Here is a 25,145-nt window from a genome sequence, read left to right on the forward strand (position 1 = left end):
AAATGAACGGTAATCTCAGATCCCTGTGCTGATCGTGCCTTCCTTGATACCCAACAAAACAGCGGCTTGGTGAGCTTTGCCGCGACGTCCTTTCTTTCGGCCGTTGAGCAAGTCGCTCACCAAATTGCTGTTGAGATCATGCCGGCGGCAGAACTCGGCAAGGCTGACGCCCTGTCGATCCAGCGCTGCTCGGGCTTGCTCGGGTGTGAGTGGGGCGGGCATAGTGTCCATTCGTGTGCATCCGTGTTGATTAGGCGTCATTATGCCCAAAGAGTTGGGCCTGTAAAGGGTGGAAGCTTGAAAAGTTGTGCATCTGATGAAGAGTTGGACGTTGGAGTGGGTGAGCGTTTGCGCGAAGAAAGGACGCGCTTAGGGCTCAACCAGGATGCCTTTGCACAGCAGGGCGGCATCACCCGCAACACCCAGGGCAGCTATGAAAAAGGTGAGCGAAATCCCGATTCCGCCTACCTCACAGCCGTGGCCAAGGCCGGCGTGGACGTGTTCTATGTCTTGACGGGCGGGCGTATGCCACAGCATGCCGGCGCGCTGGATCCTGCCGAAAACCAACTGATCCAGCAGTTCCGTAGCCTGTCAGACTATGACCAAAAAGCTGTGCATCGCATCGTCGGCGCGATGGCCGAAGTAACCCAACTTTCCAGCGCCAGGAAATAACTCGTCGAGATTTAGAACATTCGTTACGTTGGATTTCAGTTTTGATCTTCCGCGCTCCTGAGTAACGTGGCGCCCGCAATGCACTTAATGGAGTAGTGGGCATTTGGATCAAGATGAAAAAAAGAACGTCCGCATGGAAAAGCCGAACAGCGAAATGTCCGAGTTAAATCAAGAAGAGCGGAATCTTCTTACACGTTACAGAGCGTTGTCTGACCAAGATCGCGAGTACATCCAGCACTTTGTAGACGTGCTGACGAGTGCAGGCGCGCAGGCATAACCGACAATCAAGTAAACGATTCAATTGAAATGCATAATCAAAAAGGAACCCGGCCCAGCGTCGGGTTTTTTGTCAGGCAAATGGTGGCGGGCGCCCACACTCAGTACGCCCAGCCACCCCAGAATCCCCAAAATGCAGAGTGCCGTAGCCGCTAGGTTGCAGCTTTAAGGATCACTCTCTTGGGTCGGGGAGAAACGGCTTTCACCACATCATCGATCACCGCCTTGCCCATCTCCGTCAGAAAATGCGAAGCCCAGGCGTATCGGTCGGTTTCTTTCATGAAGGCAGCGTCTTCGGCGAGCGCTTTAGCCAGGCTCAATAGATCAGATGCCTGTTCCAGCGCCTCTTTGACAGGGACGCCGGCGCTGATCTGGAACAGCGGGATTTCACCGCAATAAATGAAGTGGGTGCGGCCGATGGTTTTTTCTTCGACTTCTTCGATCATTGGTCACCTCCACTGGCGGAGGGGATCAGACAGAAGACTGAAAGGTATCTATAAGGGTGGGTCCGGTTTTCAAGCGGGTAATCGGTTTGCATGGTCTAACTCCTTGACATGAGGAGCTGCCACGTTCGTTTCCAAGCGAGTGGGTGGCAGCTATGCGTAGGTTGGAAACCGGGAGTCAAGGAGACCGGCACGCCCGAAGGCGTCCCACGCACAGCCGCCATAAACAACAAACTTCCGAACGTAAAAATACGCTGGCGCTTGTAAAGGGCGCTGTTGCGTGACTCGACGGGTTTCCAAGCCCGATCACTGAATGTGCAGTGACGTCCTGAGAATATCCCGCCGAAAGAAAGGCCAACAAGGCGATGCTGGCTGAAAAACGCGATTTGCGTACTTCCTTACGCAACGCGCAGATTTTGCCTACAACTGCGACCTGAAGCCACCCAATATTTGATGACTAGCGCTGCTGTAGGCTCGATGAAGGGGATAACGGGCAGGTTTAGGAAAGCGACTGTCAGGAGTGATGCTCAAACGGCAGGCGAAAAAAAACCGCCTTTGCGGGGCGGTTTTTCCAGCAAGCCTCAGATTGCGGCTGAGGCTTAGTGCGTCTCACCGGAAGCACTGGCGTGGAGGTCATGGTATTGAGCGTTACCTATCCATGCAACGTTATTTTTACCCCATCAAGGGTAAAGCGTATGAAGTTATGGGCGATGATTTGCTAAAACGACAGACGAAAAAAAACCGCCTTTGCAGGGCGGTTTTTTTGAGCTTCAGCTTGCGGCTGAGGCTCTTAGTGTCTCACGTGGATACACTGGCGTGATCGCATCTTAGTAACCTTCAACTGTCATTGCAACTCAAATCTGCATGTCTTTGTAGGTCAATGCGGCGTCGCTAGTGAGCGGTTTCGATTGTATATTTCTGATGAGTAATGTTGTCATAAATAACAGTTTACAAAAATTCGGTGTTGATTTGATCTGAAAAACTCAAGAAGAGCTTATCTGTCGGGTCGCGTTCTGCCTTCTAGGTTATTATGCCGACGCTCTCGCACCAGTATGACGGTGGGGTTTGGCCGGTGATATGCCGAATTCATCCCTCTGACACGGTTTTGCATCCGTGCCGGAATGATGGCTCGGAGGGAACTCAACCGGCCGCCTCATGTGGATAGACTGGCGTGTATCCCCAAAGGTGCGCATGGTCCGGTAAGTGCGCTGGAGGTTTGGCCCCCAACCTTGGAGGCCAAAACGTATGAAGCTTTTATTGCGTACGTTGAGCCTCGTATGGAGATTGTTGAAAGCGTTTCGCTTTTACGAGTTCCTGCGAGACCACTTTGATGACCTGAAGTAACGGTCATTGATGTAGGAAAAGCCCGCTTCAGTTTCGACTGATGCGGGTTTTTTTTTGATCTCATTCACCTGTCAAAAATGATACTTCAATCAGCTGATTCTCTTACGAAGGTGAGGCATTTCTTCGACATTTGTAGTGTATTCCGAAAGTCCTAAATGTACTGACTGCATATACAGTATTTGAGTTGAGGTTTAACCCGATGAACATCCCGGCCATCACAGCGGCCTCCACCACGGGAAAGGATCTCTCCTAATGGCAATCCATGCTCGCGGACAAAACCGCGCTGCTCGCCCAGTCAGGCGCTCATCACAAAGCACTGCAGGCCCTCGCCTTGCACAAGGACAATCTGATTGATAACTGCGAACTCTGCGACTTGCTCTAGCTGGCTGACGGGGCGCTGGCCTACGCTGTCAAGTCGATGCTCGATACTGATGGCGATGAGTAGGTACCCGTATGCATTTATTGATAACCCCTATGAGATCACGCGGCATTGCTCTCGACGCCAAAGCATGGCGTCAGTACCCAGTCATAAGGGGCAACGTCATGGTGAGCTCTTCGGTCTATCAGTAGTTGGGGCGAGCTGCGAACGTCGCTCGTTTGGTAGTAGGTGTGCCACTGGATCCTGATCCATTACCGTCATTTTTGGATGCAACATTGGCTGGCATGGCGGTAACGGGGGTTATTCTGAGCAGTATCGAGTACGTCGATGGTTGCGCTTGTGCGCAATCTTGGTGGTGCCGGGAGGGATAGGGAGGCATGACCTATCAGCGAGGGCGATGGTCGCGGAGAGTGACCAAAGCCCTTGCTGATACCAAACCGCCAGCATAATCTATGAAGCCATGGCCCAGTCTTAATTTGTGCCTAGAAGAGTTTCTTTGGAATTGATAAATTTTTGGGGCCGTCCACTAGACTCGATATTGGTGGGAAGATTGTAAGAGGCGAAAATGGATGTAAAAGAGCTTCTTGGTGTTTTTGAGAAGATGTACCTGCAGGAAAATGAAATTAAAGAAAAAATCACTATTAGAGTGCAAATATTATTTACTCTGATACTCGCAGTTATAACGGTTTCTAGTTATATGTTGCGCATGCTGGATTTGGATCGTTATGTGTTTATTGGTGCTGCGATAATTGCCTCTCTAGTCGTATTTTTTGCTGGTTTGACTGTCTCTTCTAAATATGCTATTCGGGCATTCTGGGGGAACACCTTTAAGCAAATGCCTCCAGCGCTGGAAGTAAAAGGTTATTGCAGTGCATTGGTAAGCTACAATGATGAGATTGAAAAGGCAGTACGGGAAGGCGATGGCCTAGGTGCTGAAGCTGTTGATGTGAGATCTGAGATCGATACCTATCTGAGTAACGCTTATGAGGAGTGTGCTACTCATAACTCAGAGGTCAATCAAGAGCGCTCGCGGAAAGTGCACGAGTCCTTTAAGTGGCTGTTATTTTCATTTGCGCCATTGGGCGTTGCTGGCATCCTGTTCGTTGGTTTTGACATGGATGTATCATCACCCAGAAAAAATTATCAGGTGATAGATAAATACGTAGGTGATCAGATAGGCAAAGTGGAGCGGAGCATTGCTTTGATTGCTAATCAAAAAGAAAAGCTGAAGGAGGTTCAAATGAGTGAGAAAAACAAAGGTAATGTAGATTCCGCGAAGCAACCCACAGAGGCTCCAGCACCTATAAAAACCAGCGGGCCTATCAAACCAGACGCTCCACGGGTGCGAATTGTACTTGAAGATGATAGAAGTCAATCTTTCGAGGTGAGCAATGAGTCACGACAAAAATGATAAGGTAACGGTAGTTAGGGATAAACCGAGCACCCCTAAGCTTCCGACACCTCCGCCGGTGCGATATGTAAAAGACGAGAAGCCTCGGCCTAAACGCTGAACTGTAAGTTGATAAGCCCCTGGGTACTATAGGGGCTTATTTTTTGTATTTGTTATGCAGGGTGAAGTTGGAACGATTTTGTGGTCAATAGTTTTCAGTAATAGTTTTAGTCTATTTTTTGCATGATTTCTGGTCGGACTAATTTTTTTGAGCTTGTAAAATTTGTGCTGGGTAGTCTTGTAATTCTGATGGGGATAGGTGAAGAAAAAGAGCTGTACGAGCCTCCCGGTGTGAAAGGCCCGTGCAGAAGATATTGCTTGGCTTCGCTATCAATGGAATTCTGGCCAACAGAGTTACATTGATAGCGACATAGGCAAGCCTGCGCTTATCTGTGCAGGCGAATCAAAGATTGACGCTAACAGGCAGCAATAGCCTTCAGGATCACTTTGATACCGATCAGCATTGGCGTGCTTTGATTCTCATCTGGTTCGCCAATGATCTTAAACCCAAGCTCCTCATAAAATGAGACGGCGGTAGGGGCTGCATCAAGATAGATCCCCTTGATCGGGATTTCCTGGTGAATCCGAGCCGCTTGCTTGAACGCTTCCATCAGGAGTTTTTGGCCTATGCCCCAACCCTGATATTTTTCGTCGACACCAATCATTACCAAACGTATGACCGGGATACGCGAAGGCAAATTAGTGTCATCGATGCCGTTCTGAGCCAATACCTTTTCGATATCGGAAACGGTCAGAGTGCAGAACCCTACGACTTCCAAAGCAGGGTTGATTGCACCAATGGCACTAAAGTTCTCGTGTTTCAGAGCACGTTTCAGGCTGCTCTTGAAGTACGAGTCGATTACGCTAACTCCGCAACTGAAAGTTTTGGGGTATTTATATTTTTCGCAATTGACAAGCAGGTTGCGGTCAATTTCACATGTTGGCGTCTCTTCGGTCTTCATGTTGCCCTCGCATTAGTCTAAGTAGCGCTTCTGAAGGCGCTGCGGTTTCATCCTCTAGGAGGATATTTCGTATCCGAGCAAATGCTCGTTCTGACGCTTCAATTCTATTGTGGCTTTCTATAACTGCTTCTGCTTTTTCAAAGGCTGATGCAATTATAAAAGACGTCATGTCTAATCCTTGGAGTGTCGCGGCTCTTTTAATGAGTTCCTTTGCAAAGTCAGTAGTTTTGATTTCAAGTCGTGCGCTTTTCGTAGTTTTAAGTGTTTCTTCTAAAGTAGTCATGCTGTGCACCATTAGTTTTCCTGCGGGTTTGAGTTCCTTATAAGTGTAGTTAATGTCATTTTCGATTTGCGGCCTTATTGGGCCTTTTGTTAGCCATGATGATCCTCTCAGTGATGGGCTCTAGTACTTGCATTTACATTCCATGTAATTTTTCTTGCTAGCCGTACGGATGATAGCCGTACGTACGGGGATAGTCAATCCCCGTACGGGCAATATCCGTACGCTTCCTGATTCAGATCGCGTCGATCAATCTCTGCCCAACCCACTCCGCCACCTGCGTAACAACGGCATTTCCGGCACCAAAAGCCTCCGCAAGGTTGGCCGCATCCAGTCCGAGGCAAAACCCATCATCTTCAGCCGCTCGCTGCCGCTCAGCCATCTGATCCCATCCGTTCGCGTGAGCGACGAGAGTGGTACAGCCCATAGCGATCTGTGAGGGGACTCTGTCGGCCAGTAGAGTATTGGCAGCCCAGGCATCCGCTGGGCGTGGCCAGTGCTGCGATTGAGACGCTGGAGGTATTGCGTCCACTGGCGCGGCGTCAGCCAGGAACTCGAAGGGGGGCATTTGTCGATAACCTGCGACCAGGAATATTCGACGACGCTGCTGGGGGACTCCGAAATATTGAGCATTAAGCACTCGCCAAAATCCCACATACCCGCAGTCCGCAAGGGCCCGGATGACTGTCTCAAAGTCGTGGCTATCGTTGACAGCGAGCAGGTTAACGACGTTCTCAAGCACCACCCAGCGAGGTTGAATTTCCTTGAGGATTCGTATGACTTCCCAAAACAATCCGCTGCGGGCGCCGCGTAGACCGCGGGTGTCTCGATTGCTTTCTCGGGCGCCGGCGATGCTGATGTCCTGGCAGGGGAATCCTGCGGTAATGACGTCGACTGAGCGGAGGTTGTGGGCGCCGCAGTGGCGCACGTCTTCAAATTGCTGTGCGTGAGGAAATCGATCGGCAAGCACAGCCCGGTTGATGGGGTTGAGCTCAACTTGCCAAGCGCTGCGGTATCCCGCGTTTTCAAATCCGACATCAAAGCCTCCTATGCCTGCGAACAGGCTGCCAAGGGTGGGTTGGGGCATTCAGGAACTCGTTGTTCTGGATGCTCAAGGCACGCTTGGGGGAGGCTCGGGGCCTTCAAGTGGTTGAGTGTCCGGCAGCGCGGGCACTTGATCTGTAATTCAGTGAACCCGCTGACAGCGGCGAGCTTGCGGCAGCAATGGCCGCAGCGTATGTCTTGCATGCAATCGTCCTTGATGGGTCATGGTTTGTCTCGTTGAAGCTTTTTCCATTCGCGATCCGCCGCACGTTTGGCGGCGTTGTCAGTGGCGTACAGCCAACGTAAGCGTTTAGGTTTGCGCTGGTCTCCAGTCGTTACCGGCTTCTGCACGCCGGTTTTCTTGTCTCGGTAGTACGCGATGACGCCTGTGAATGCGTCTGTGTTTTCTTCTGCCAATACCTCAACTGTGTCCTCCGGCAACTTGCTATCAAGCTCAAGGCTGAGGGTGTAGCCGCTGTCTGCGCTGAGGGAGTGCTGCACGTTGCCGCCGTACCAGATGATTTCGGCGATTTCAGGTTTCACGCCTTCGAGCGAGTAAGTCAGCTCCGGGATCAGATCCGGTCGACCTACGGCCAGCGTGTAGCTGAGCGTCGCGCTGCCACGTTGCAGTCGGTTGAATTCGGCGCGGGCGGCGCGTAGGGCCGATTGCCGATCGCTGTACGTGTGGCGCAGATCTTTGAGGTTTTCGCCGCCACCCGCGATGGCTTGTTGTTTCTCGGCGCTGTTGACGTCGTAGAAATAGGCGCGCACGCCGTCGTAACTATCGCGGTCGGCCTGCAGGTATCGGTGTTGATCGCCGTCGGCGCGAGTCAGAGTGATGTGGGGCAGATCGGCACCGCTGGCGGTCTTGCCGCCGCCGGCCGGCAGACACAACAGGCAGCCAGCCTTGACGGTGACGACGGCATCGAATTCCTCGCCGATGCGGCTGAGCAGATTGGCGTCGGATTCATTGGCCTGGTCGAGTTGAAGAATGGGTAAACCGCCAAGCGTGCCGGCGATGGTGGCGGTCAGGCCGTTGCCCAAGGCGATGTCTCCGAGCACGTCGCCGAGGGTGGTGTTGCTCCAGCTGCGTTCGCGTTTTGTTTTCAAACTCTTGCGCAGGTCGGCGGATCGAGCGCGAATGGTCAACACGTCCGGGGCGCCGTAGTGTTCGGTTTCGTCGACGGTGTAGGTGCCTTTGTCGACTAGCCCTGTATCGCTCCAGCCCAACCACAGGCGAATCACTGCGCCGTTGGGTGGGATCGCGAGCAGGCCATCGTGGTCGCTGAGGGTGATGCTAAGCTGATCGGCTTCGATGCCGCGATTGTCGGTGAGGTCCAGGCTCATCAGGCGCGGGCTGATCAAATGGGCGATGTCGTTGCCGTCCACAGTGATGCGGTACGCCGGCGCTGGGTAAGCAGCTTCGCGCTGGTAGCGTGAGAAGGTCTTGTCCAGGTAGCCGGTGACGTGGGAGAGGGCGGCCTCGATCACAAAAGAGCCCTCATGATGCTGATGCCCACGCTGGTTCCGGTGCCGATCAAGTCGATGCGGTCGTCATCGATGCGCTTGAGGCTCAACATGAATTCGATACGCCGGGGTGTACCGTCGCGGAAAAACAGGGTCTTGGTTTCACTCAGACTTTCGATGATCCACAAGCCGTAAATCCGGCCGCTGCCTTCGACCATTGGCCACGCCTTACCGGTGTTTGCCATCAGCCTCAATGCATCGAGGCTGAGCGCGCTGCCGACCAGTTCCGGGAGGATGAGGCCGGGCAGGGTGATCGAGTCGTCACCACGGCCCAAAAACTGCCGTGCAGGTGCCGCGCCGACACGGTTGCTGCTCGCGTGTCGCCATTCGGTTTGACGTTGCAAGGCCTGATAGGCCGCAGTGGAGAGGCTGAAGACGAACATGCCCAAGGCAAGCATCATGGGCATTACTCCAGGTCGGCCAAGCGGCTGCGTTGACGGGCTTGTTTCTCGTACTGGACGCGCATCATCTCGGCGCGTACCGCACGACCAATCGCCAACGGATCCATGCCCGGGGCAGGGTGGATGTTGATCTGGTAAGTGTCGTGGCTGTCTTGAATCGATGGCGTCCGCGGTTTGAGGGGAGAACGATTGTCGACGGTCAGCGAATGGTTTCTCGCACCCGGCATAACGCTGATTGATTTGGCCGTATCGTTAAGTCGCAAAGCCAATGCGCTCAGCACGCCGATCGGTTGACGCTGATTGCGCTCCAGGCCGTGTGCGAGGCCGGCCATGGTGAAACCGCCCAACTCGGCAAAGACGCGGGAAGGGCTGTTGATACCGAGCTTTTCCTTGAACCAGCCAATGGTCGAGTCGCCGATATCGCCCATGACATTTTTCAGCTCACCGATGCCAGCCTTCAGCCCTTTCACCAGCCCGTCGATGATCATCCCGCCGAACTCGGTAAACCGGCCGGGCAGCTCGATGCCAAGGTATTTCATGACGGCAGCGAAGGCCTTGTACAGCAAACCCACGGGGCTGAAGTTGATCAGGGTCTTGAGGATGCCAGTTGTGCCACCGTTGAAACCGGCTTTGATCTCTTTCCAGGCATCGGTGAAGTAGAGCTTCACCGCGTCCCAATTCTGGTAAAGCAAGTAGGCAGCGCCGGCAAGGGCGGTGATGGCCAATCCGATGGGGTTCAACATCAACGCGCGTCCGATGAGCAGAAGCGTCTTGCCCACAAAGGGCAATACATTGCGACCAAGATTCCACAACAGGCTGATCAGGCTGGGCAGGCGAATCCCCAAGCTCAGGAACATAAGTCGCAACGCCACAAGGGGCAGCATGACACCGGCAACCGTCACCATCAGGCCGCCGAGAACCACCGCTAACCCCGCGATGATCGCTACGGTTTTGACAATGGAGGTCGCCAGTTCTGGGTGCTCGGCGGCCCAGCTCTTTACCCCGCGAATAACCTCTGTCAGCGATTGGATGAGCGACCGCAGAGACCCATCCTGCTGGTCCTGCAATTCAATGCCCAGATCCTGCCAGGCACTGCCTAACGTGGTCAGATCGCCTTTCAAATTATCAGCCATGACTTTGGCGGTGCGAGCGGCTTCCCCTTGGCTTTCACGCAGGCTGGCAATCAGTTTTTGCAGCTCGCCATTGCCGGCCTGGTCCACCAATTGGGCCATGCCTTTGACGGCTTCTTCACCGGCAATAGCCTTGAACAACCCACCTTTTTTCGCGGTGCCCAGGTGTCGGGTTTTGTCGTGGATCTCTTTGAGGATGTCCGGCATTTTCCGCAGGTTGCCGTGAGCGTCGGCCGTTCGGATCTGCAATTGTGCAAGTGCTTTTTCAGCGGCTTTCGGTGGTGACGCCAAGCGGTTCATGATTGAACTCAGTGCTGTGCCACCCATGCTGCCTTGCAGTCCTGCATCACCCAATTTACCGGCCATCGCGGCGGCGGTTTCCAGTTCGACGCCGTAGGTCTTGGCCATCGGCGCGGCGTATTTCATGGTCTCGCCGAGCATCTGCAAATTGGTGTTGGAACGGGTAAACGTGCCGACGAGTACGTCGCCCAGTTTGCTCATGTGCTCGGCCTCCATGCCGAGTCCGGAGAGGATGTTTGAAGCGATATCGGCGGTCTGGGCCAACTCGGTGCCGCCAGCGGAGGCGAGGTCGAGCATGCCGGGCATGGCGGCTCTGATCGCTTTCGGCTGGAAGCCGGCCATGCCCAGAAAACCCTGAGCATCGGCGGCCTGGCCGGCAGTGAATTGTGTGGAGCTGCCCAACCCACGCGCCTGCTTGCGCAGATCCGATAGCTCCACAGCGTTTTGATCGAGACGGGTGATCGCTTGTACTTTGCTCATGCTGGCGTCGAATTCGATGCCGGGCATGATCATCTTGGCGCCCGCGTACAGCGCAGTGCCTCCACTGGCAGCGGCGGTGGCGCCTTTACCAGCCATTGAGGTGGCGACATCTCGCTGATTTTTTAGCGCGGTGCGCGCCGCTGTCAGCCTTCGCTGTTGAGCCGCCAATGCCGCCAAACGTCGGGTCTGCTCCGCGATGCTTTGATTGGCCGCATCGGTTTGCTCACGCAGACGGCGTTCGTGCTGACTGAGGTTTTGGGTACTAAGGCCCGCGTCGTGCAGCCGAGTACGAAGGCGCTGTAATTGCCCGCTGCTTTGCTCGTGTTGCTGCTTGAGCTTTTGCGCCTCACGTATTGCCCTGCGTAGGTCTTGCGTCATCGCCCTGGTCGGCGCGGCAGTGGCGGCGATTTGCTGACTTAGCGTTCTGACTTTGTCGCGTGCAGCATTCAGCGCCTGCGCCGTTGTCTCGGCGGCCGCGCGTTGTGAGCGCCAGGCGCTCACATCTTTTTGCTGTGAGTTGAGTTCCTTGAGCTTATCGCGGGCGTCCTTCAAAGCACGGGCTGCGCCAATGCTGCTGTTGTTGATTGCTCTCAATGGGCGGGTGGCCTGATCGATGGCACTCAGCAATACCCGCAGCTTCAGATCATTCGCCATCGACAACACTCCGCAACCTGGCGCGCTCGCGCCATTCCATCAGCTCTTGCAGGCACAGCGAATCCATGTCCGCTGGTGCCCAATGAAAGACCACCGCCAAGTCAGCCATTGCATCCTCTACGCAACGAGGCAGACATCCGTCTTCGCCGACTTCTGCAACAAAAAAGCGGAAATCTTGCTACCACAGGCCAGCAGATCCGCCGGGTCCATGCCGGCGGCTTCCGGCGCGGTAATGCCGGGTGAAGTGATGCGTGGCAGGATCTTGATCAGGGTGGCCACATCCATGTTCAGCAACTCGACCAACTGGACGCCGCGCAGCTCGCCCGATTGGGGCTTGCGCAGAGTGAGCGTATCGATAGTGGTTTTACCGCGAGTGATGGGCGTGTCGAGGGTGACGCGGTTGTCATCGGCAGACTGGTTGGTTTCGTGTGTTTCGATGCTCTGCATGAAGAGTATCCAATTGGGTTGGGAAGGTCAGAGGCCGATCGCGGCGCGCTGTTTTTCGAGCAGGTCGACGCCGTTCACTTTCTCGATGAAATTGAGCAGATCTATCTCGATGATGTCTTCGTTATCGACGATGAGCTTGTAGTAGGAACAGGTGGTGGTGATGCTGTGTTCAGTGTCTTCGCCGGGCTGGGCGTCGCCCATTTCGATGGTTTCGTGACGGCCGCGCATGACCACTTCCACGGCGCTGACGTCGCCCGTGTCGTCGCGCTGAAACGCGCCGGCGAAACGCAGAGCGATGCCTGAAGCGTTCACGGCGCCGAACTGGCGCAGCGCGATCAGATCCAGCCCGCCGGTCTTCCATTCGAACTGGATGCCGTCATCGGAGAACCCCAGGTCAGCCTTGACCGGGCCGTTCATGCCACCGCCGCGATAGCTCTCCATCTTTCGCCCGAGCGGGGGCAGGGTGACGCTCTTGACCACGCCGACGTAGCTGTTGGCATCGTTGAACAGGTTGAGGTTTTTCAGTTTGCGCGGCAGGGCCATGGCGCCGTTCTCCGGTTAGCGGTTGATCTGGCTGGCGAAGGTGATGAGGTAGCGGTCGGTGATACGTTGGCGCAGGGTCAGGTCTTCCAGCGGCGGGATCGGCGTGTAGTCGTAATCAAGCCAGAGCTTGCCGGCCTTGAGCGTGTCTTTGGTGTTGATGTCTTCGGGGTACCAGCAGCCTCCGCCGACCAGATAACCGCCAGCGACTTTGGTGCGAAACTCGGCGTTCACCGACTCGATCATGTCGCGCACCAATGAGGCGTGCAGCGGCTTGTCCATCGCCCACATCTGCGCGCCGGCCATGGTGTCGGCCAGTACTTGCGCGGTGCGGGTGTAGCTCTCGAAAGCGAACAGCGGGTCGTCGCTGCAGGTGCGGCTGCCCCAGAAGCGAAAGCCGCCTTCATTGATCAGCGTGGTGACGTCGTGACTGTTGAGGTAGTTGGCGTCGGTGGCCGGGTTTTGCAGGTCCCAGAACACATCGGCGTTGATGCCGGTGACACCGTTGACTGTCACGTTGGACAGGGTTTTGTGCCAGCCCACTTGCTGATCGATTTTGGCACGCACGCCCAGTGCGTTGGCCACGGCGCTGGCAGTGGCGGTCTTGTTGGTGACCGTGCTCCAGCTCTGAAAGTCGGGCCAGATAACCATCACTTCCCGTGCGCCGAAATGGCGGCGGTAAGCGACGGCCTCTTCTTTGGTCTGACAGCCCCAGGCGCTTACGTACGCGAAGGCTCGCAGCTGTTGAGCGATGGAGGCGAGGGCAATAGCAACCGGCAGTGAATCGAGGCCTGGCACGCCCAGAATACGAGGCACCAGACCCAGTCGCGATTTAGCGGCGAGCAACGCTTTCATGCCGGTGTATTTGCCGGTTTCCGTAGTCGTGCCGATCAGGGCGCTTGCGGTGGCCGGTTCGTCCTCACCTTCTTTCACGCGCACAACGATAACGTAAGGTTTTGTCTGGTCGGAGATGGCTTGCAAGCTGGTGGCGAGAGTGCCTTTAACGCCGGCCTTGCCGATGGCGGTCTGAATGCTGCTGACCAGTACAGGCGTATCCAGCGGGAAGGTCGTCGCATCGGCATCATCGGCGGTGCAGACCATGCCGATGACTGCGGTGGGAATGGTGCGAATCGGGCGAGAGCCATCGTTGAGTTCGATGACCCGCACACCGTGAAGATAATCTGACATGGTTAATCTGCGTGGTGAGAAAAGACACCACACAGGCTGCCGCGCTCTTCAAACATTGACGAGGCGCGGCAGTTGTATCGAGCAGGTCAACAAAGTGCTGGTGACGATGGGGGTCGCCGTCAGGAGCTACCAGTGGGAGGAGGTACGGGCCATTCCATTTTCATTGGAAATCCCGAGCTTTGCTCAAGACGATTGAGTTCGATGCAATACCGCATCCAACCCACTAAAGCCGTTTGTTCGTCCGGTGTTATCAGCTGTAATTGTTCTGCATACTGCAATGGGGCGATGCGCAGCTGGGCGTGTTGCATCAAGGCGTCACGCTCGCTCAGTGTCTGAGCCCTCTTTTCTGCCGCCAGTGCTGAGTGATCCAGCTTCCAAGCTGCACCAATCCAGTGATGGTGGGGGCCAGGCCACGCTTTTATCGTCACCGTATCGGGGAGTTCACCGACCTCTTGCCAGAGCAATGATTTCCCGGTATCTGTTCGGTAAACGATGCCACGGCGGTCCACCCGTTCCTCTGGCAAGTCATCAACCATGACCCAGACATGACCTGGTTTTGCAGGCCCCAGTGGCTGTGTCAGTCGTACTGCGTTGCTGGGTATTTCGGCCCCAAGACCAGGTACGACCGGAAACTCGACCGGCCCTGTCAGGACACCGGCGTTATCAATCAAGTAATTCGTCATCGCTGCCTCAAATTATTTTGATCCGTCCTGGATAGGCAATGTTTCGCGGGCGCGATGTTGCAATCGTACCGACTTCGCTTCCTTCCAAAATGTCAGATTGTTCAGATGCCAGTAGGCTTTCTTCATAATTCGCGTTTTCACCTAGGTCGAATCCATGGATGTCGTGGGCGCGTACCAAATACTCTTGGGTGAGACTTGTAGTTAGCGCGACAATCTCGTCACCCCTGGCGTCGTAGGTTTGTCTTGAGCCCTTTTGCCAAGAACCAGGTTTCCGACCTGTATCCACGTTGCGTGACTCGTCCAGAATTCGAAGAAATTCGCCCCGGCCTTCTGGGCCCCGAAAGGTCAAACCGTCGTCATGTGCAATCCATCCACCCTCATTACCAATGCGGTGTTGCTCCGTATTGACCATTCCTGATTGCTGCGCATGATCCCAAAGCCAGGGCCACTCTGAGCGATCAAACGTCCGACCACTCAACGCGGCGTATCCACCTGGACTGAACTGGGTGGTGGTTTCAAAAACGGGATGCCCCAGCGGCAGCGTATCCAGCCGCCCGAGGAGCCACCAGTGACCCCGCCCGTCCGCACATAAGTGCCACCAGTCGCCCGTACCCATCAGGGGGAAAAACGGATAGCCGCTATGGGAAAGATGCGTATGAAACAGGATGCGATCTGAGCCATGTGCTCGCACCACAAGGCGATGGCCTGAGTGGTCTTTGCGACGTATCAGAATCTCTCGCCTCGTCAATTTCGAATCGGAGGGCGGGAGTTCCAACGTCACTGCACTGTTGCTGGCATCGCAGAGAACCAGACCCATGTGCTCCGAAGAGAGGCTTTTCCCTTCACGAACCAGTGTGTAGGGCCGCAAATAGCTATTGCGTATGGAGCGATCCACGTAGTCACGGGTAGCAAGCACGACGGAGGGATCAATTTTCAACTGAACGTTAGCGTTGCCATTGGTGATGATGTGCATCCGCACAACCTGGTTACGCCCCGAGCCTTGCGCTAAGAGTGGCTTGTAGCTGGGAGCAAGATTCGCCACCGCAGAAAAGACGCCGACTTTGTCTTCAAGTGCCAACTCCCTCATCCACCAGCCGCCCACTTCCGGTGGAAGCACCACCTCGGCGATCAAAATGTTGGGATCGGTAGGGGAGACGCGTAATTGATTGAGCGGTGCGCGGTGCACCTGATTGATGAGCTGGGTCTGTGCCGGATCCGGCACGGGGTCAGTGCCATTCGCGTCGCCGATCAGCAGATGGCTGGGTTCCCAAGGGATGCCGAGGGCGTCGCAGTTGGTTTTCTTGGCGGCTCCGAGGGTGGTGAGCATGCCGCCGACAGGGTGTTCTTATCAACCATGAAGGTACACGTCCATTTCATCGAGGGTGTAAATGCTTGCGCTGCCGTAGCTCTGAATGAACACGTCGATGTCCGGATTAATCCATGGGTATACGTCGATCTCGTCGCCGTCCTCGATGGCAATCGCCGTGTAGGACTCGACGCCGGTTTCCAGAATGATGTCCAGGCTCGTGAGGTGGCGTGTGAGTGGCTTGGCGTCATCGATGAGCCAGGTCAGTTCCTGGTACATCTGTTCGGTGATGCCGGTTTCGGAAACGCTGATGTTCAGCGCAAACGTAGCGCGTCGACCGAGCGGAATGGTCTGCCACCATTCCACGACTTCAAGCGCAAAGCCTAACGGCTCGACGACGCGCTGCAGTGAGCCGAGCGTACCTTTGCGCGAGTGAATGTAATACGCGGAGCGAATGGCCGAACGCTTGGCGGATTCGGGCCATTGGCTGTCCCAGCGATCCACCGAAAACGACCATGCGAGATACGGCAATAGTGATGTTGGGCATTTGTCCGGGTTGTACAGCGTGCGCAGGGGGATGGGGACGCGTTGGATCTGTGCCAGGGCCTGAGCCGCCTGAAGCTCCAAAGGGGTCGAATTGCTTGGTAGCAAAGGCTGATAGGTCATCACTCGGCCCCTAATGCCAATTCGATTCCCGTGCAGTAGGGCGCCTGGTATCGGGTGGCAACGATGTCTGTCCAGTCTTGCAGCAAGACCTTGCGCACGCCTTCTACGTGTAACGCGGCGTGCACGATTGATTCGGACACCTCCAGCCCCAGGCGTCGCCGCTGGTGCACGAACTTGAGTAATTGAGATTGCGCGGCAGCGAGGACGAGTTCGGTTTCCGGGCCGCTGCTGAGTGGGTAGATCGTGGCCTTGATCTGGTAGTTGAGGATCTGCGCACTTTGCACGTTCAGGCGATCTGCGAGCGGTCGGCGGTCGTCATCGCTGAGATAGGCCTTGACCTTGTCGAGCAGTGCTTGTGACGCCGAGCCATCGCCCAGCACCGATTGCACCGTGACAACCACTTCGGCCGGCGCCGGGCTCTCAGCAGTGGCATCGGCGACCTGACCGTCAGCGGAGCGGGCGTGAAAGATGTAGGCATTGCGAGGGCCGGCTGTGCTGAGTCCTTCCCACGCCATCTGTGCGCGCTCGCGCAGGCTGTCGTCGCTTTCCATCCGTCTGGGAATCGGCGGCACCGCTGCCGGGTTCGCGGTCTGAATGACCAAGCGCTTGACGTTGAAGTTGGCGGCGAGCTGCTCGAGGTCGGTGCCTTTTGCCAAGGCGAGCATGTTGGCGACGGAGGCTTCGTTGACCCGCTGCCGCCAAAGGATTTCGCGGTAGGCGTTTTCCTCTAGCAGTTTGGTCAGCGGTTCCGACTCCATGTTGAGGCGCGCGGCAATTTCGGCCTGCTGCTCAAACGGCCAAAGACTGATGGCGTACGCCTTGCGCTCGGCGAGGATCTGCTCGTAGTCGATTTGCTCGACGATTTGCGGGGCGGGCAGTTGGCTAAGGTCGAGGGCAACGAAGGTGTTCATACGCTGCCCCCCAATTGCAGCGGCACGCTCAGGCTCAGCGGCTGATTGCTGTCCACCAAGGTACCCTCCAGATCCAGCGACGACTGCCCTTGAAGATTCGCACCGACAAACTGCACGCGGCTGAGGCTGATCCGCGGTTCCCAGCGCATCAGGGCCATGACGGTGGCGGCGTACACCTGCAGGCGGGTGAAGTCGTTGAACGGTTGATCGACCAGCTCCGGCAGAAGGCTTCCGTATTCGCGGCGCATGACGCGGATACCGATGCGGGTGGTGAGGATGTCGGTGATGGACTGGGCGATGTGTTCGACCACGCCTATGGTTGCGCCGGTTTCTCGGTTCATTCCGGTTTCCCCGTTTTTGCGCCGCCGGGCATGACGCCGCCGTGCGGGTGGTTGACCAGGCTGATGTTCGCTGCGACGACGTCCGCGGATACGGTGACCTTTCCGGTGATGCTCTGGTTGCCGGTTTGGGTGTAGTCGCCTTCGTGGGTGATCGGGCCGACGATGTGGATGCCGCTTGTGCTTGTCAGGTTGGTGGTGCCGCCTTCGGCTAGTGTGACGTTGAGGTGGTGAGTGAGGCTGTCGTACTCGATGACGGTGCCGTCGCGGTAGGTGCTGCGGTGGAGGCCTTCGCGGTCGCCGTTGGCGGGAATGTGGTCGCTGAACAGGCCAGCCAGAACGATGCCGTTACCGAGTTGGCCGGATGGGCTGAATAGTATTACTTGTTCGCCCTTAGTCGGCGGGCTCCACTCGCGGTCGGTGCCGGCTCGGGGGGCGATCCAGGGGAGCCAACCGGTGGTGAGTGCTCCGGTTTTCACCTGCACGCGCGGGGGCTTCATCCGGACGGCGGTGATGGTGCCGAGGCGGATGAGGTTTTCAATGAGGCGGGTGAGGGTGGATAAATTGGTCATGGCGCCGATGTTGCCCATTCAGATACGTGCGTGCAGCTTAGAGAGTTTGTATGCTTATCTTGTACAACTAGTCTGTTGGTAATCAGATAGAAAATTTGTAAGAGGGCGGCAAATGGAAGTAATGCTAAGTATTAAACCGACCATGTTATATCGCACTATGGATTTTTCGCGTGTTGTCCAGATTTTCGAAAATAAAGAATTATATTTTGTAAATCCTAGTGTGTGGGACGATCCCTATGAGGAACGTATAAAGCACTCAAAGAATCATGCTCTCTTCGCGCAGTGCTGGTGCCAGTTAGGAATTTCCGATGCTATGTGGAGGATTTACTCACAAAACGGTATGGGAGTTAGAATTTCTACTACTAAGGAGAAGTTGGAGTCTGCATTAAAGTCTTTGGCGAAGGAGAAAAATTACAAGTATCGAGTCAGGAAGGTGGTTTATAAAAGTCAAAAGAAGTTTGAAGTCGAGGCCGCGAAAATAGCGAAAGAGCTGAGCCAAGATTTTAATATACATCGTGCAGTCGATATGCTTTACCTCAAGCGAGATGCATTTCGTCACGAAAGCGAGTGGCGTGCGACTCTGTTCTTTCCAAACGAGAAAGATATTGGAGGGGCGAAAGCTATAAAGTTGCCTATTGATCCACATAGCTTTATTGATCGGATTCTGCTCGATCCGCGAGCTCCTGACGAATTGGTTGATGCTTTTAAGTTTTATTTTAAGAACAAAGTAAAATTTCGTGGGGAGGTTGTTCGATCTCAACTGTATAAAGCACCAAGGCAGCTCAAAATCGAATATGATGATATTAGTATTGAGGATCTTTGAGAGGGTTTAGCGTTGCGTGATTTCGAGGTGCGTCTAATACGGCACGAATATTGGGCTAATGTTTGGCAAGGTGATAGTCGAATAAATACATATGGGGTGGTTTGATGTTGCCCGTGAAGTGGTCGCGCGCCGAGAGTTGAGGTTGCATCAGGTGGGATGCTTACTATTGTTTTATATCAGGATGTGGTGATGAGTAAAGACTTTGTGCAGATGTTTATTTCTTGGTCAGGTTTTGCGATATCAGTATGCTTGCTTTTTTTGCAGATAAAAAATCGGTTTACTCAGGTGTCTTCATATAACTTGTCCCGTGCTACTTATCGCAGTAGTACGATTGTGCTGAAATTAGTGCATGTTGAACAGTTGGAAGGGTCAGTGTTAATGAAGCTTGTGATTTTTAATCCAGGCTCCGTAGCAGCCGTAATTCAAAGTTGTTCAGTTTTTGAAAAGCCAAAAAGTAAAAATTGGTTTTTGCGGATTTTTACATCGAAATGGCAGCGTGTTGAAAGGTCATCATGGTGGCCGATAAAGGATGGGGCGGATAATGAACCGAAATATTTGGCTGATGCGTATCAGGAGCTTTATGTCAAAGATGTAAGAAGCATTTACGTATCTATGCCAGGGATGACGGATAGACGGATTTATATGTTTGAGGTTCGAACAAATAATGGTTATGTCACCACAGAAACTTCGGTGATGGAGGGCGCGACATACTTTTCTCATCATTTCGAGGAATGGCACGGGGATTGAAATGAGTTAGGTCTGAAAAGGTCATTTTCCTTTTGCTTTTTAAGTGGCTAAGCTAGGTCATTGGTATGTGATGACAATTATAAAAGGAGTGGGTGGTGAGTAAATTTGTTCAAGAATATTTTTTCGAAACGGCGAAAGAGCTGTTGAGTGCGTTATCTCCGTGGTCGGGGGTTTTGCCTTTAGATAACTATATTTTTAGAGGTCATTCGAATGCAAACTATTTGCTTTCTCCAGTTTCAATGCGTGAGGAGAACAAGGAGAGTATCTGGGATTGCTCCCGAGCATACGCGAGTATAGAAGGTTCAACCACAGATAATGACTATTCATTAGCTTACGTCGAATATCAATTGATTCGTGATTTTTATAGAGAGTCAGATGCTAGAGGTCTCCATGTGCCCATATCTGAGCGACTACGTGCGAAGCTTCATCGGAAAGTTGATTTTCATACTATGTCGTCTTGGATAGATGGAGAGATGTGGCTTCCAGATGATTTGTTAGAAGTCGCGGCATTGGCTCAACATTACGGAGTAGCAACGCGATTATTGGACTGGTCGTATGATCCATTTGTGGCCGCTTTTTTTGCCTCAAAGCCATCTGGGAAAATTGATGGTAATCTTTGCATTTGGGGACTGGATGCAGGATTTGTCGATACGGTTAAGACTATAGGAGGTTCCAATTTCCCCCTAAAGCTTGTGACCCCTCACTATAGTGGAAACCCCAATCTTTTCGCCCAAAGTGGATTGTTTTCCCATTGGGCAAGTAGAGTTCCAGGGCTAAGGAGGATTACTAGTGGTGATATTCGAGAGCTTCCACCTGTTGATCGGCGTCCGTTAGATTTATTAGTCAAAGAGTATCTTAATATGACTGAGAAAGATGAGGTGGGTACTGTATTCATCAAGTTGGTTTTGCCAAATTCAGAATCTCTCGAATTGGCGCGCCAACTGAGAAAGTTTGGATATGGGCCAGCAAAATTGTTTCCTGGTTATGAAGGGGTAGCTTTAGAGTTGAAGGAGCGGCCACTGCTGAGAAGCTCCAAGGGTTGATTTTACATCAATATTCTTCATTGTTTCTTGCACTAATCGATCTTGGTAAATGATGATCCTAGTAGCTGGTTCTTACATGGATTCTCACAGGTTTGCGGGGCTAATGTGGTTGATTAAATGTTTACGGATAACTGTTAGGTCTGAGTCGGTGAAACCAAGAATCTCGCGCTTACGGTATTTAACAACAGGTGCGTCCTTAGCAGCGCGATCCTTCGAGCCATGTTGATGCACACTTGCTATACGAGCTACGCGTCCCGCGAAGCCGACGCTAATCGCATTTTCATTTCCCTGAAATCTAAAAAGACGTGCTAAACGGAGCTTTTCAAACATCTTCAACTTCAGTTTAACCCGGCCCTTTTTTCGACGCAGGTTCGGGTTCTTGCGCGGCGCGTATTTGCTGCCCCCAGGGTTCTGCTGGGCAATGATTCGTTGTTGCTGGCTACGCCGTAAATCCTGACCGATGCTACGGGCCAGTTTGTTTCGCGACGCCGGCTCAAGCTGCCGGGCCAATCCCGCTGCCCAGTCCTCCAGTGCTTCCAGTCTGTTAGTCATTTTGGCAACACCCACTCGCTACCAGAGCCTTGGGGGACAGGTATCCAGTTCTGATCGAGGAAGTCGGCAGCTCTTTGCGGTTCGCCTGGATGACGAATGGTGGTATTGCCCTCGTCGTCCTTGCCCACCACCACACGTTCAGTCAGGGGTAGCGTCAGGCTCATATCAACTTTGCTGGTGTCGAGAATATCAGCCTCGAACTGGATGCCATCTGCGGCTTTGCTGAGGTTCTCCAGCAACTCGGACTGATGCACGCTCAGCCAACCAAGCAGCGGCAACATGACGCTGTCAGGGTGACCGGCGAAGTCGGTGAGGATGACCTGCAGGTCGAAGCTGTATTCAAACGAGAGAGTATGCGCGGCTGTGCAGCGGATCTTGCCGTTGTCGATGAATATCAACAGTCGATCAGGGTTGTGCTTGAGTTCTGTCACGGTGGCAAGCAAGTGCGCGCGTAGGTTTTCAGGTTTGTTCATCGTTTAATCTCAATCCCATAGGTGCATCGTCTTTCGTTGCGGGGCGGCGGCATGGGCTTCGGGCATTTGCACCAGAAGGCCTTGCGGCAAGGTCGGGCTGTGGTCGGCGAGTCCAGGGTTGGCTTCGAGTACCGCTTCGGTGACGCCGGCGGTGCGGCCGTAGTGGCGCCAGCAAAGCGCGTCGACGGTGTCGTTTTGTTGGGCGCGAATGCTGACGGGCATCAGATCAACTCCACGGTGGTTCGGCCGAGGCCGAGGAAGTCGCGCACGGCCCAGCGCTGGTCGCGGCGCAGTTCGTCGATGCTTGGGGTCAGTTCATCAGCGTTATGGTTGCCGCTATTGGTGCTGTCGTAGGAGCGGTAGCGTTCGCAGATCTCCGCGCCGGTCGCGGCGTGGATCGCTCGTTGGTAGAGGTGAACGAGTTCAGATTTATCCTCGATTTGTTCGGCTGGGACGTCCGCGAGAGTGGCGTAGCCTTCGACCTGTTTGACGCGGCGCCAGGTAGCGAGCTCGCGGTTAACGCTGATGGCTGCGGCGATGGTCGCGGTTTCCAATCGGATAGGCGTGACGCTGGCGTCGATGCGCAACGTGCCGCGTACGTCTTCCAAATCAATCGACGGCCAGAAAGGGTCGGTGTTGATGTGCCCACCGTGGGCCTTGGTGCCGGTACCGCCCGCTACGAATCCGCTCATGAATCTGCGCTCTGTTTTAAGTCGCCGGTGGTCGGGGCTTCACGTTCAGGAGGCGAGTCCTGGCCGATCCGCCCCGAGCCGGCGGGGTGCGTGGGGACGCTCGGGTTGCTGCCCTGTTTCAATGACCAGAGCCAGCCAGTTTGTTGTGCAGGCGCTCGGCCCGCTCCAGATCCTTCTTGCCACCGCAGGCGTCGTGCAGGTCGATGGCTTTCTTCAGCAGGTCGATGCCGGCTGGCACTTGACCGGGCTGGCCGGGGCTTTCGTCCGTGATGCTTTCCAGCGTTGCGCGCCCCATGGCCAGGAATAACTTGGCGCGGGCCTGATCCGGCATGTCTTCGGTGTCGGTCAGTTCGGCAGTGCGGTGCAGGGTAGCCAGATCGAACGGCTCTCCGACTTTCTGCGTCTTGAGGGCAACGGTGGCGATTTCTTCCGCCACCAGGCAACCGGTTGTGCGCTCGAACCGGTCAGGCATGATCAGTTTGTGTTTCAGGACGTAGTCGGCAATATCCAGAGCGCCGCTATAGTCTTCCGCGTCGATACGCCAGACCATGATGGTCGTCATCACGTCGTCCTGTGCACCTTGGCCACGCTCCAGCACGCCTTGCACATAGGGGATGTACTCGGGCAGTAACTGGCGTTTGAGTTCGGCCTTGCCCTGATTCGATTGCACTTGCTTCAGGCGCAGACGGTCTTGCAGCAGTTGGTTGAGCTGATGCTCGTAAGCCGTGGCGCCGGCCATGGTCTGAGTGGGATTGGCCGCCGCCGCTTCGATGGCCGCATTGACGCGCACAAAGTGGCGTCGACAAGGATTGGTCATGTTGTTGGCCTCAACTCAGGGTGATGTTTTCGGCCATGGCTGCGCAGCCCAGATCTTCAATCACGTAGCTTTCGTTAACCGACTCATAGTTCTCGATGCGGTCGCGTTTTGCGTTGTCGACGACGGTGCGGCGGCGGGTGCCCTCCTGCCAGTAGATCGACAGGTTGTCGAGGCGGGTGACCATTAGGCTGTTCGGTGGGAAGTGCGGTACACGCACTGCCGGCAGGTTGCCCAGACGTTTCTGGCTGGTGACGATGTCAGCGGCCAGCATTTCGGTCGGCGCCTGTGTTTTGTTGATGATCGGGAAGTATTTATCGGCCAGTAGTTGCCGACCACAGATGACGACTAGGTCGGTATCTTCCTGATACCACGGTTCAATGAATTCGTTGACCATACTGACAACCAGTGCGTCGATGTTTTCGAAATCCTTGCCACCGCCGATTTCGATCTTGCCGCTGTCCGCCACGACCTCGGCCATAACGCGGGCTTCATTTTCGGTGCGCATTTTTTGCAACCAGCCGATGTTGACGTCCTGCAGCAGCGGGTGGGTTGCCGGGTTCGACGTGGCGGCACGGCTGGTGCCGTTCCAGCCGATCATGATTCGGTTGAGTGCCTGGGCCTTGATGATCGCGTCACGGATGCGTGCCTGGAAATCCTTGAATTTCGCCCACTGATCCAGCTTCTGATAACGCAGTCCCGTGTCGAAGTTCGTTTGTGTGCAGGTGTACCCGCGATTGTCCAGGCTGCTCGGGTCGCGGGGTTCGCGATCCTTCACAGTGGTGTCGGTGGTGCTGGCAATGGTGCCGTCGATACCGATGCCGATCTTCTCGCCTGACTGCTCGGACACGCCGTAGATGTTGATCGAGCTAAGGAACGAGCTGGATTCTTGAATGCGGGTTTCCAGCGTCTGGGCAACGCTCGGCGCGGCGGTGAATTTGGTGGTGACGTCGCTCACGCCGTGCAGTTGGGCGAGCTGTTGCAGGTAGGCGTTGAACAGCACTCGTGTGTCGTTGCGCATGGTGGTCGTCCTTGGTTATTCGGGGCTATGGCGGTGCTGACTGTCAGCAGTCAGTCACTACCGAGTTATCGCCGCCGGTTACCGGAGGGCGCGTCTTTTGGTTGGGGTCTTGGGTGGTGGAGAGCTGGGTCTTCAGTTCGGTGAAGTCTTTACTCAGTTGATCCAGGCGGGTTTGCAGGCCTGTCGAAAACTTCTTCTCAGCAGCCATTTGCGCGGGCAGATCCTTGACGTGCTCGGCAACGGTTTCGACGGCTTGGCTGATTTGAGCGAACTCGCTGTCATCCTTGCTTTGCTTGCCGCTGAGCAGGTTTCTCACGGTGCTGAGCAGGTGAGCACCGATACTCGGTTTTTCTTCGACTTCTTCGAATGTCAGCTCGGTTTCCAGCGCTTCGGTGAACATCGAGGTTGCGGAGTAGTGGCGATCCTTGAACGGGCTGACGTCCGGTTTCTGGGCGGAGAACGACAACACGTCGGTGCCGAGACTGGCGGGTGAATCGGTCACGCCGAGACCCACGATGTAGGCCTCACCGGTGTCGGCGAAGCTGTCGTCGATTTCGATTGAGGTGTAGATCTTCTGTTTTGCTTTGTTCATGGCGATCAGGTCGGCCGTTGGTTCGACCTGGGCGAACAGGGCCAGTTTCTTTTGGCCGTTGATGTCCACTTCTTCGGTTTTCACGGCCAGCACGTCGCCGTAGGCCTTGAATGGGCTGTCGGGTAGCAGACTGCGGAAATGCTCAAGCCAGATGCGCGCGCCGTAGGTGCTTGGGTTGAAGTTCTTCGCGGCTTGTTCCAGCCAGTTGCGTTTGATGGTGCGCTTGTCTGAGGTAGCGCCCTCTACGGCGACGCGGAACCAGTTGCTGCGGAATTTCTTCATGGGGGGGAACCTCTTTGCCTGGGCGCTGAATGCCTGCGATGAGGGGCATGGTCGTGACGCGCGCGAGTTGCGGCAACGAGGCGGGACTGTGGGGAAGGGCGGTACATGAGGCG

Annotated in this window: 32 protein-coding genes; 6 read left to right on the forward strand and 26 right to left on the reverse strand. The window is 54.9% G+C overall.

Going from position 1 to position 25,145, the window contains the following annotated elements:
* Positions 1–15: 15 nt before the first annotated feature.
* Positions 16–222 carry a DNA-binding protein gene (locus ACIOUG_RS13065; protein ID WP_401066110.1) on the reverse strand — a complete coding sequence of 69 codons (207 nt, stop codon included), beginning with the start codon at positions 220–222 and terminating at the stop codon, positions 16–18.
* Between the two features lie 75 nt (positions 223–297).
* Between ACIOUG_RS13065 and ACIOUG_RS13070 the strand changes: the two genes are divergently transcribed.
* Both ACIOUG_RS13070 and ACIOUG_RS13075 read left to right on the forward strand, forming a co-directional pair.
* A complete protein-coding gene (locus tag ACIOUG_RS13070; RefSeq protein WP_401066019.1) occupies positions 298–672 on the forward strand; it encodes a helix-turn-helix domain-containing protein in 375 nt (124 codons plus the stop codon).
* A gap of 103 nt (positions 673–775) precedes the next feature.
* Positions 776–949, forward strand: coding sequence for a hypothetical protein (locus tag ACIOUG_RS13075; protein ID WP_401066020.1), 174 nt, complete (start codon positions 776–778; stop codon positions 947–949).
* 151 nt (positions 950–1,100) lie between these two features.
* Here ACIOUG_RS13075 and ACIOUG_RS13080 read toward each other — a convergent pair whose 3' ends face one another.
* Entirely contained in the window at positions 1,101–1,394 is a 294-nt protein-coding gene (locus tag ACIOUG_RS13080; protein ID WP_401066022.1) for a DUF3077 domain-containing protein, read from the reverse strand.
* Between the two features lie 2,285 nt (positions 1,395–3,679).
* Between ACIOUG_RS13080 and ACIOUG_RS13085 the strand changes: the two genes are divergently transcribed.
* The gene (locus ACIOUG_RS13085; RefSeq protein ID WP_401066025.1) at positions 3,680–4,525 is read left to right on the forward strand and encodes a hypothetical protein; all 846 of its coding nucleotides are present in this window, start codon (positions 3,680–3,682) and stop codon (positions 4,523–4,525) included.
* Between the two features lie 455 nt (positions 4,526–4,980).
* On the opposite strand, the gene ACIOUG_RS13090 is transcribed toward ACIOUG_RS13085, so the two are convergent.
* From ACIOUG_RS13090 to ACIOUG_RS13170, 17 genes are all read right to left on the reverse strand, one after another.
* Positions 4,981–5,526, reverse strand: coding sequence for a GNAT family N-acetyltransferase (locus ACIOUG_RS13090; RefSeq protein ID WP_123374721.1), 546 nt, complete (start codon positions 5,524–5,526; stop codon positions 4,981–4,983).
* A complete protein-coding gene (locus tag ACIOUG_RS13095) occupies positions 5,498–5,809 on the reverse strand; it encodes a DUF1778 domain-containing protein (protein ID WP_401066028.1) in 312 nt (103 codons plus the stop codon). The genes ACIOUG_RS13090 and ACIOUG_RS13095 overlap by 29 nt, the downstream gene beginning before the upstream one ends.
* A 232-nt stretch (positions 5,810–6,041) precedes the next feature.
* Positions 6,042–6,893: a DNA cytosine methyltransferase gene (locus ACIOUG_RS13100; RefSeq protein ID WP_401066031.1), complete on the reverse strand. Its 852-nt coding sequence runs from the start codon at positions 6,891–6,893 to the stop codon at positions 6,042–6,044.
* Positions 6,854–7,054, reverse strand: a complete 201-nt coding sequence (locus ACIOUG_RS13105; protein WP_401066033.1) for a Com family DNA-binding transcriptional regulator — start codon at positions 7,052–7,054, stop codon at positions 6,854–6,856. The genes ACIOUG_RS13100 and ACIOUG_RS13105 overlap by 40 nt, the downstream gene beginning before the upstream one ends.
* Positions 7,055–7,072: 18 nt before the next feature.
* Positions 7,073–8,341 (reverse strand): phage late control D family protein, encoded by a 1,269-nt coding sequence (locus ACIOUG_RS13110; protein ID WP_401066036.1) that lies wholly within the window; start codon positions 8,339–8,341, stop codon positions 7,073–7,075.
* Positions 8,338–8,778, reverse strand: coding sequence for a phage tail protein (locus ACIOUG_RS13115; protein ID WP_401066039.1), 441 nt, complete (start codon positions 8,776–8,778; stop codon positions 8,338–8,340). The genes ACIOUG_RS13110 and ACIOUG_RS13115 overlap by 4 nt, the downstream gene beginning before the upstream one ends.
* Positions 8,779–8,783: 5 nt before the next feature.
* Entirely contained in the window at positions 8,784–11,342 is a 2,559-nt protein-coding gene (locus ACIOUG_RS13120) for a phage tail tape measure protein (protein ID WP_401066041.1), read from the reverse strand.
* Positions 11,332–11,451, reverse strand: a complete 120-nt coding sequence (locus ACIOUG_RS13125) for a GpE family phage tail protein (RefSeq protein ID WP_401066043.1) — start codon at positions 11,449–11,451, stop codon at positions 11,332–11,334. Before ACIOUG_RS13125 ends, ACIOUG_RS13120 begins: the two co-directional genes overlap by 11 nt.
* An 8-nt stretch (positions 11,452–11,459) precedes the next feature.
* Positions 11,460–11,789 (reverse strand): phage tail assembly protein, encoded by a 330-nt coding sequence (locus ACIOUG_RS13130; RefSeq protein ID WP_401066046.1) that lies wholly within the window; start codon positions 11,787–11,789, stop codon positions 11,460–11,462.
* Positions 11,790–11,816: 27 nt separating this feature from the next.
* Positions 11,817–12,332, reverse strand: coding sequence for a phage major tail tube protein (locus ACIOUG_RS13135; RefSeq protein WP_139055421.1), 516 nt, complete (start codon positions 12,330–12,332; stop codon positions 11,817–11,819).
* Positions 12,333–12,347: 15 nt separating this feature from the next.
* Complete coding sequence (locus ACIOUG_RS13140; protein WP_401066049.1) at positions 12,348–13,517, reverse strand: phage tail sheath protein; 1,170 nt, start codon at positions 13,515–13,517, stop codon at positions 12,348–12,350.
* A 119-nt stretch (positions 13,518–13,636) separates the two neighbouring features.
* A complete protein-coding gene (locus tag ACIOUG_RS13145) occupies positions 13,637–14,200 on the reverse strand; it encodes a tail fiber assembly protein (RefSeq protein ID WP_401066051.1) in 564 nt (187 codons plus the stop codon).
* 7 nt (positions 14,201–14,207) lie between these two features.
* Complete coding sequence (locus ACIOUG_RS13150) at positions 14,208–15,527, reverse strand: phage tail protein (RefSeq protein ID WP_401066054.1); 1,320 nt, start codon at positions 15,525–15,527, stop codon at positions 14,208–14,210.
* A gap of 21 nt (positions 15,528–15,548) precedes the next feature.
* Positions 15,549–16,172 (reverse strand): phage tail protein I, encoded by a 624-nt coding sequence (locus ACIOUG_RS13155; RefSeq protein WP_401066057.1) that lies wholly within the window; start codon positions 16,170–16,172, stop codon positions 15,549–15,551.
* The gene (locus tag ACIOUG_RS13160; protein WP_401066058.1) at positions 16,172–17,083 is read right to left on the reverse strand and encodes a baseplate assembly protein; all 912 of its coding nucleotides are present in this window, start codon (positions 17,081–17,083) and stop codon (positions 16,172–16,174) included. The genes ACIOUG_RS13155 and ACIOUG_RS13160 overlap by 1 nt, the downstream gene beginning before the upstream one ends.
* Complete coding sequence (locus ACIOUG_RS13165; RefSeq protein WP_401066060.1) at positions 17,080–17,424, reverse strand: GPW/gp25 family protein; 345 nt, start codon at positions 17,422–17,424, stop codon at positions 17,080–17,082. The genes ACIOUG_RS13160 and ACIOUG_RS13165 overlap by 4 nt, the downstream gene beginning before the upstream one ends.
* Positions 17,421–17,993, reverse strand: a complete 573-nt coding sequence (locus ACIOUG_RS13170; RefSeq protein ID WP_401066112.1) for a phage baseplate assembly protein V — start codon at positions 17,991–17,993, stop codon at positions 17,421–17,423. The genes ACIOUG_RS13165 and ACIOUG_RS13170 overlap by 4 nt, the downstream gene beginning before the upstream one ends.
* Positions 17,994–18,105: 112 nt before the next feature.
* On the opposite strand from ACIOUG_RS13170, the gene ACIOUG_RS13175 reads away from it, so the two are divergent.
* The 3 genes from ACIOUG_RS13175 (at position 18,106) to ACIOUG_RS13185 (ending at position 20,606) form a co-directional block, all read left to right on the forward strand.
* Complete coding sequence (locus ACIOUG_RS13175) at positions 18,106–18,816, forward strand: DUF2971 domain-containing protein (RefSeq protein ID WP_401066063.1); 711 nt, start codon at positions 18,106–18,108, stop codon at positions 18,814–18,816.
* Between the two features lie 189 nt (positions 18,817–19,005).
* Positions 19,006–19,563, forward strand: a complete 558-nt coding sequence (locus ACIOUG_RS13180; RefSeq protein WP_401066066.1) for a hypothetical protein — start codon at positions 19,006–19,008, stop codon at positions 19,561–19,563.
* Positions 19,564–19,658: 95 nt separating this feature from the next.
* Positions 19,659–20,606 carry an FRG domain-containing protein gene (locus ACIOUG_RS13185; RefSeq protein WP_401066068.1) on the forward strand — a complete coding sequence of 316 codons (948 nt, stop codon included), beginning with the start codon at positions 19,659–19,661 and terminating at the stop codon, positions 20,604–20,606.
* 84 nt (positions 20,607–20,690) lie between these two features.
* On the opposite strand, the gene ACIOUG_RS13190 is transcribed toward ACIOUG_RS13185, so the two are convergent.
* From ACIOUG_RS13190 to ACIOUG_RS13220, 7 genes are all read right to left on the reverse strand, one after another.
* On the reverse strand, positions 20,691–21,158 hold the full coding sequence (locus ACIOUG_RS13190; RefSeq protein WP_401066070.1) for a phage virion morphogenesis protein: 468 nt from the start codon (positions 21,156–21,158) through the stop codon (positions 20,691–20,693).
* Positions 21,155–21,631 (reverse strand): phage tail protein, encoded by a 477-nt coding sequence (locus tag ACIOUG_RS13195; RefSeq protein WP_401066073.1) that lies wholly within the window; start codon positions 21,629–21,631, stop codon positions 21,155–21,157. Before ACIOUG_RS13195 ends, ACIOUG_RS13190 begins: the two co-directional genes overlap by 4 nt.
* 9 nt (positions 21,632–21,640) lie before the next feature.
* Positions 21,641–21,853: a tail protein X gene (locus tag ACIOUG_RS13200; protein WP_401066075.1), complete on the reverse strand. Its 213-nt coding sequence runs from the start codon at positions 21,851–21,853 to the stop codon at positions 21,641–21,643.
* Positions 21,853–22,323 carry a head completion/stabilization protein gene (locus ACIOUG_RS13205; RefSeq protein ID WP_401066077.1) on the reverse strand — a complete coding sequence of 157 codons (471 nt, stop codon included), beginning with the start codon at positions 22,321–22,323 and terminating at the stop codon, positions 21,853–21,855. Before ACIOUG_RS13205 ends, ACIOUG_RS13200 begins: the two co-directional genes overlap by 1 nt.
* Before the next feature lie 118 nt (positions 22,324–22,441).
* The gene (locus ACIOUG_RS13210) at positions 22,442–23,140 is read right to left on the reverse strand and encodes a terminase endonuclease subunit (RefSeq protein ID WP_401066080.1); all 699 of its coding nucleotides are present in this window, start codon (positions 23,138–23,140) and stop codon (positions 22,442–22,444) included.
* 10 nt (positions 23,141–23,150) lie between these two features.
* Entirely contained in the window at positions 23,151–24,158 is a 1,008-nt protein-coding gene (locus ACIOUG_RS13215; protein WP_401066082.1) for a phage major capsid protein, P2 family, read from the reverse strand.
* A 43-nt stretch (positions 24,159–24,201) separates the two neighbouring features.
* Positions 24,202–25,032 (reverse strand): GPO family capsid scaffolding protein, encoded by an 831-nt coding sequence (locus ACIOUG_RS13220; RefSeq protein WP_139055406.1) that lies wholly within the window; start codon positions 25,030–25,032, stop codon positions 24,202–24,204.
* Positions 25,033–25,145: the final 113 nt, after the last annotated feature.

The organism is Pseudomonas sp. NPDC087803, assembly GCF_044742995.1.
In the GTDB taxonomy this organism is placed as follows: Bacteria; Pseudomonadota; Gammaproteobacteria; order Pseudomonadales; family Pseudomonadaceae; genus Aquipseudomonas.

Bases quoted from the DNA above. Each gene is read 5' to 3' on its own strand.
- ACIOUG_RS13095 (WP_401066028.1), bottom strand. From the start codon at position 5,809: ATGACTACTTTAGAAGAAACACTTAAAACTACGAAAAGCGCACGACTT.
- ACIOUG_RS13125 (WP_401066043.1), bottom strand. From the start codon at position 11,451: ATGGCTGACTTGGCGGTGGTCTTTCATTGGGCACCAGCGGACATGGAT.
- ACIOUG_RS13165 (WP_401066060.1), bottom strand. From the start codon at position 17,424: ATGAACCGAGAAACCGGCGCAACCATAGGCGTGGTCGAACACATCGCC.
- ACIOUG_RS13155 (WP_401066057.1), bottom strand. From the start codon at position 16,172: ATGACCTATCAGCCTTTGCTACCAAGCAATTCGACCCCTTTGGAGCTT.
- ACIOUG_RS13180 (WP_401066066.1), top strand. From the start codon at position 19,006: ATGAGTAAAGACTTTGTGCAGATGTTTATTTCTTGGTCAGGTTTTGCG.
- ACIOUG_RS13130 (WP_401066046.1), bottom strand. From the start codon at position 11,789: ATGCAGAGCATCGAAACACACGAAACCAACCAGTCTGCCGATGACAAC.
- ACIOUG_RS13105 (WP_401066033.1), bottom strand. From the start codon at position 7,054: ATGCAAGACATACGCTGCGGCCATTGCTGCCGCAAGCTCGCCGCTGTC.
- ACIOUG_RS13145 (WP_401066051.1), bottom strand. From the start codon at position 14,200: ATGACGAATTACTTGATTGATAACGCCGGTGTCCTGACAGGGCCGGTC.
- ACIOUG_RS13085 (WP_401066025.1), top strand. From the start codon at position 3,680: ATGGATGTAAAAGAGCTTCTTGGTGTTTTTGAGAAGATGTACCTGCAG.
- ACIOUG_RS13115 (WP_401066039.1), bottom strand. From the start codon at position 8,778: ATGATGCTTGCCTTGGGCATGTTCGTCTTCAGCCTCTCCACTGCGGCC.
- ACIOUG_RS13065 (WP_401066110.1), bottom strand. From the start codon at position 222: ATGCCCGCCCCACTCACACCCGAGCAAGCCCGAGCAGCGCTGGATCGA.
- ACIOUG_RS13080 (WP_401066022.1), bottom strand. From the start codon at position 1,394: ATGATCGAAGAAGTCGAAGAAAAAACCATCGGCCGCACCCACTTCATT.
- ACIOUG_RS13190 (WP_401066070.1), bottom strand. From the start codon at position 21,158: ATGACTAACAGACTGGAAGCACTGGAGGACTGGGCAGCGGGATTGGCC.
- ACIOUG_RS13215 (WP_401066082.1), bottom strand. From the start codon at position 24,158: ATGCGCAACGACACACGAGTGCTGTTCAACGCCTACCTGCAACAGCTC.
- ACIOUG_RS13175 (WP_401066063.1), top strand. From the start codon at position 18,106: ATGGAAGTAATGCTAAGTATTAAACCGACCATGTTATATCGCACTATG.
- ACIOUG_RS13170 (WP_401066112.1), bottom strand. From the start codon at position 17,993: ATGACCAATTTATCCACCCTCACCCGCCTCATTGAAAACCTCATCCGC.
- ACIOUG_RS13140 (WP_401066049.1), bottom strand. From the start codon at position 13,517: ATGTCAGATTATCTTCACGGTGTGCGGGTCATCGAACTCAACGATGGC.
- ACIOUG_RS13120 (WP_401066041.1), bottom strand. From the start codon at position 11,342: ATGGCGAATGATCTGAAGCTGCGGGTATTGCTGAGTGCCATCGATCAG.
- ACIOUG_RS13150 (WP_401066054.1), bottom strand. From the start codon at position 15,527: ATGCTCACCACCCTCGGAGCCGCCAAGAAAACCAACTGCGACGCCCTC.
- ACIOUG_RS13200 (WP_401066075.1), bottom strand. From the start codon at position 21,853: ATGCCCGTCAGCATTCGCGCCCAACAAAACGACACCGTCGACGCGCTT.
- ACIOUG_RS13220 (WP_139055406.1), bottom strand. From the start codon at position 25,032: ATGAAGAAATTCCGCAGCAACTGGTTCCGCGTCGCCGTAGAGGGCGCT.
- ACIOUG_RS13210 (WP_401066080.1), bottom strand. From the start codon at position 23,140: ATGACCAATCCTTGTCGACGCCACTTTGTGCGCGTCAATGCGGCCATC.
- ACIOUG_RS13135 (WP_139055421.1), bottom strand. From the start codon at position 12,332: ATGGCCCTGCCGCGCAAACTGAAAAACCTCAACCTGTTCAACGATGCC.
- ACIOUG_RS13090 (WP_123374721.1), bottom strand. From the start codon at position 5,526: ATGAAGACCGAAGAGACGCCAACATGTGAAATTGACCGCAACCTGCTT.
- ACIOUG_RS13100 (WP_401066031.1), bottom strand. From the start codon at position 6,893: ATGCCCCAACCCACCCTTGGCAGCCTGTTCGCAGGCATAGGAGGCTTT.
- ACIOUG_RS13160 (WP_401066058.1), bottom strand. From the start codon at position 17,083: ATGAACACCTTCGTTGCCCTCGACCTTAGCCAACTGCCCGCCCCGCAA.
- ACIOUG_RS13195 (WP_401066073.1), bottom strand. From the start codon at position 21,631: ATGAACAAACCTGAAAACCTACGCGCGCACTTGCTTGCCACCGTGACA.
- ACIOUG_RS13205 (WP_401066077.1), bottom strand. From the start codon at position 22,323: ATGAGCGGATTCGTAGCGGGCGGTACCGGCACCAAGGCCCACGGTGGG.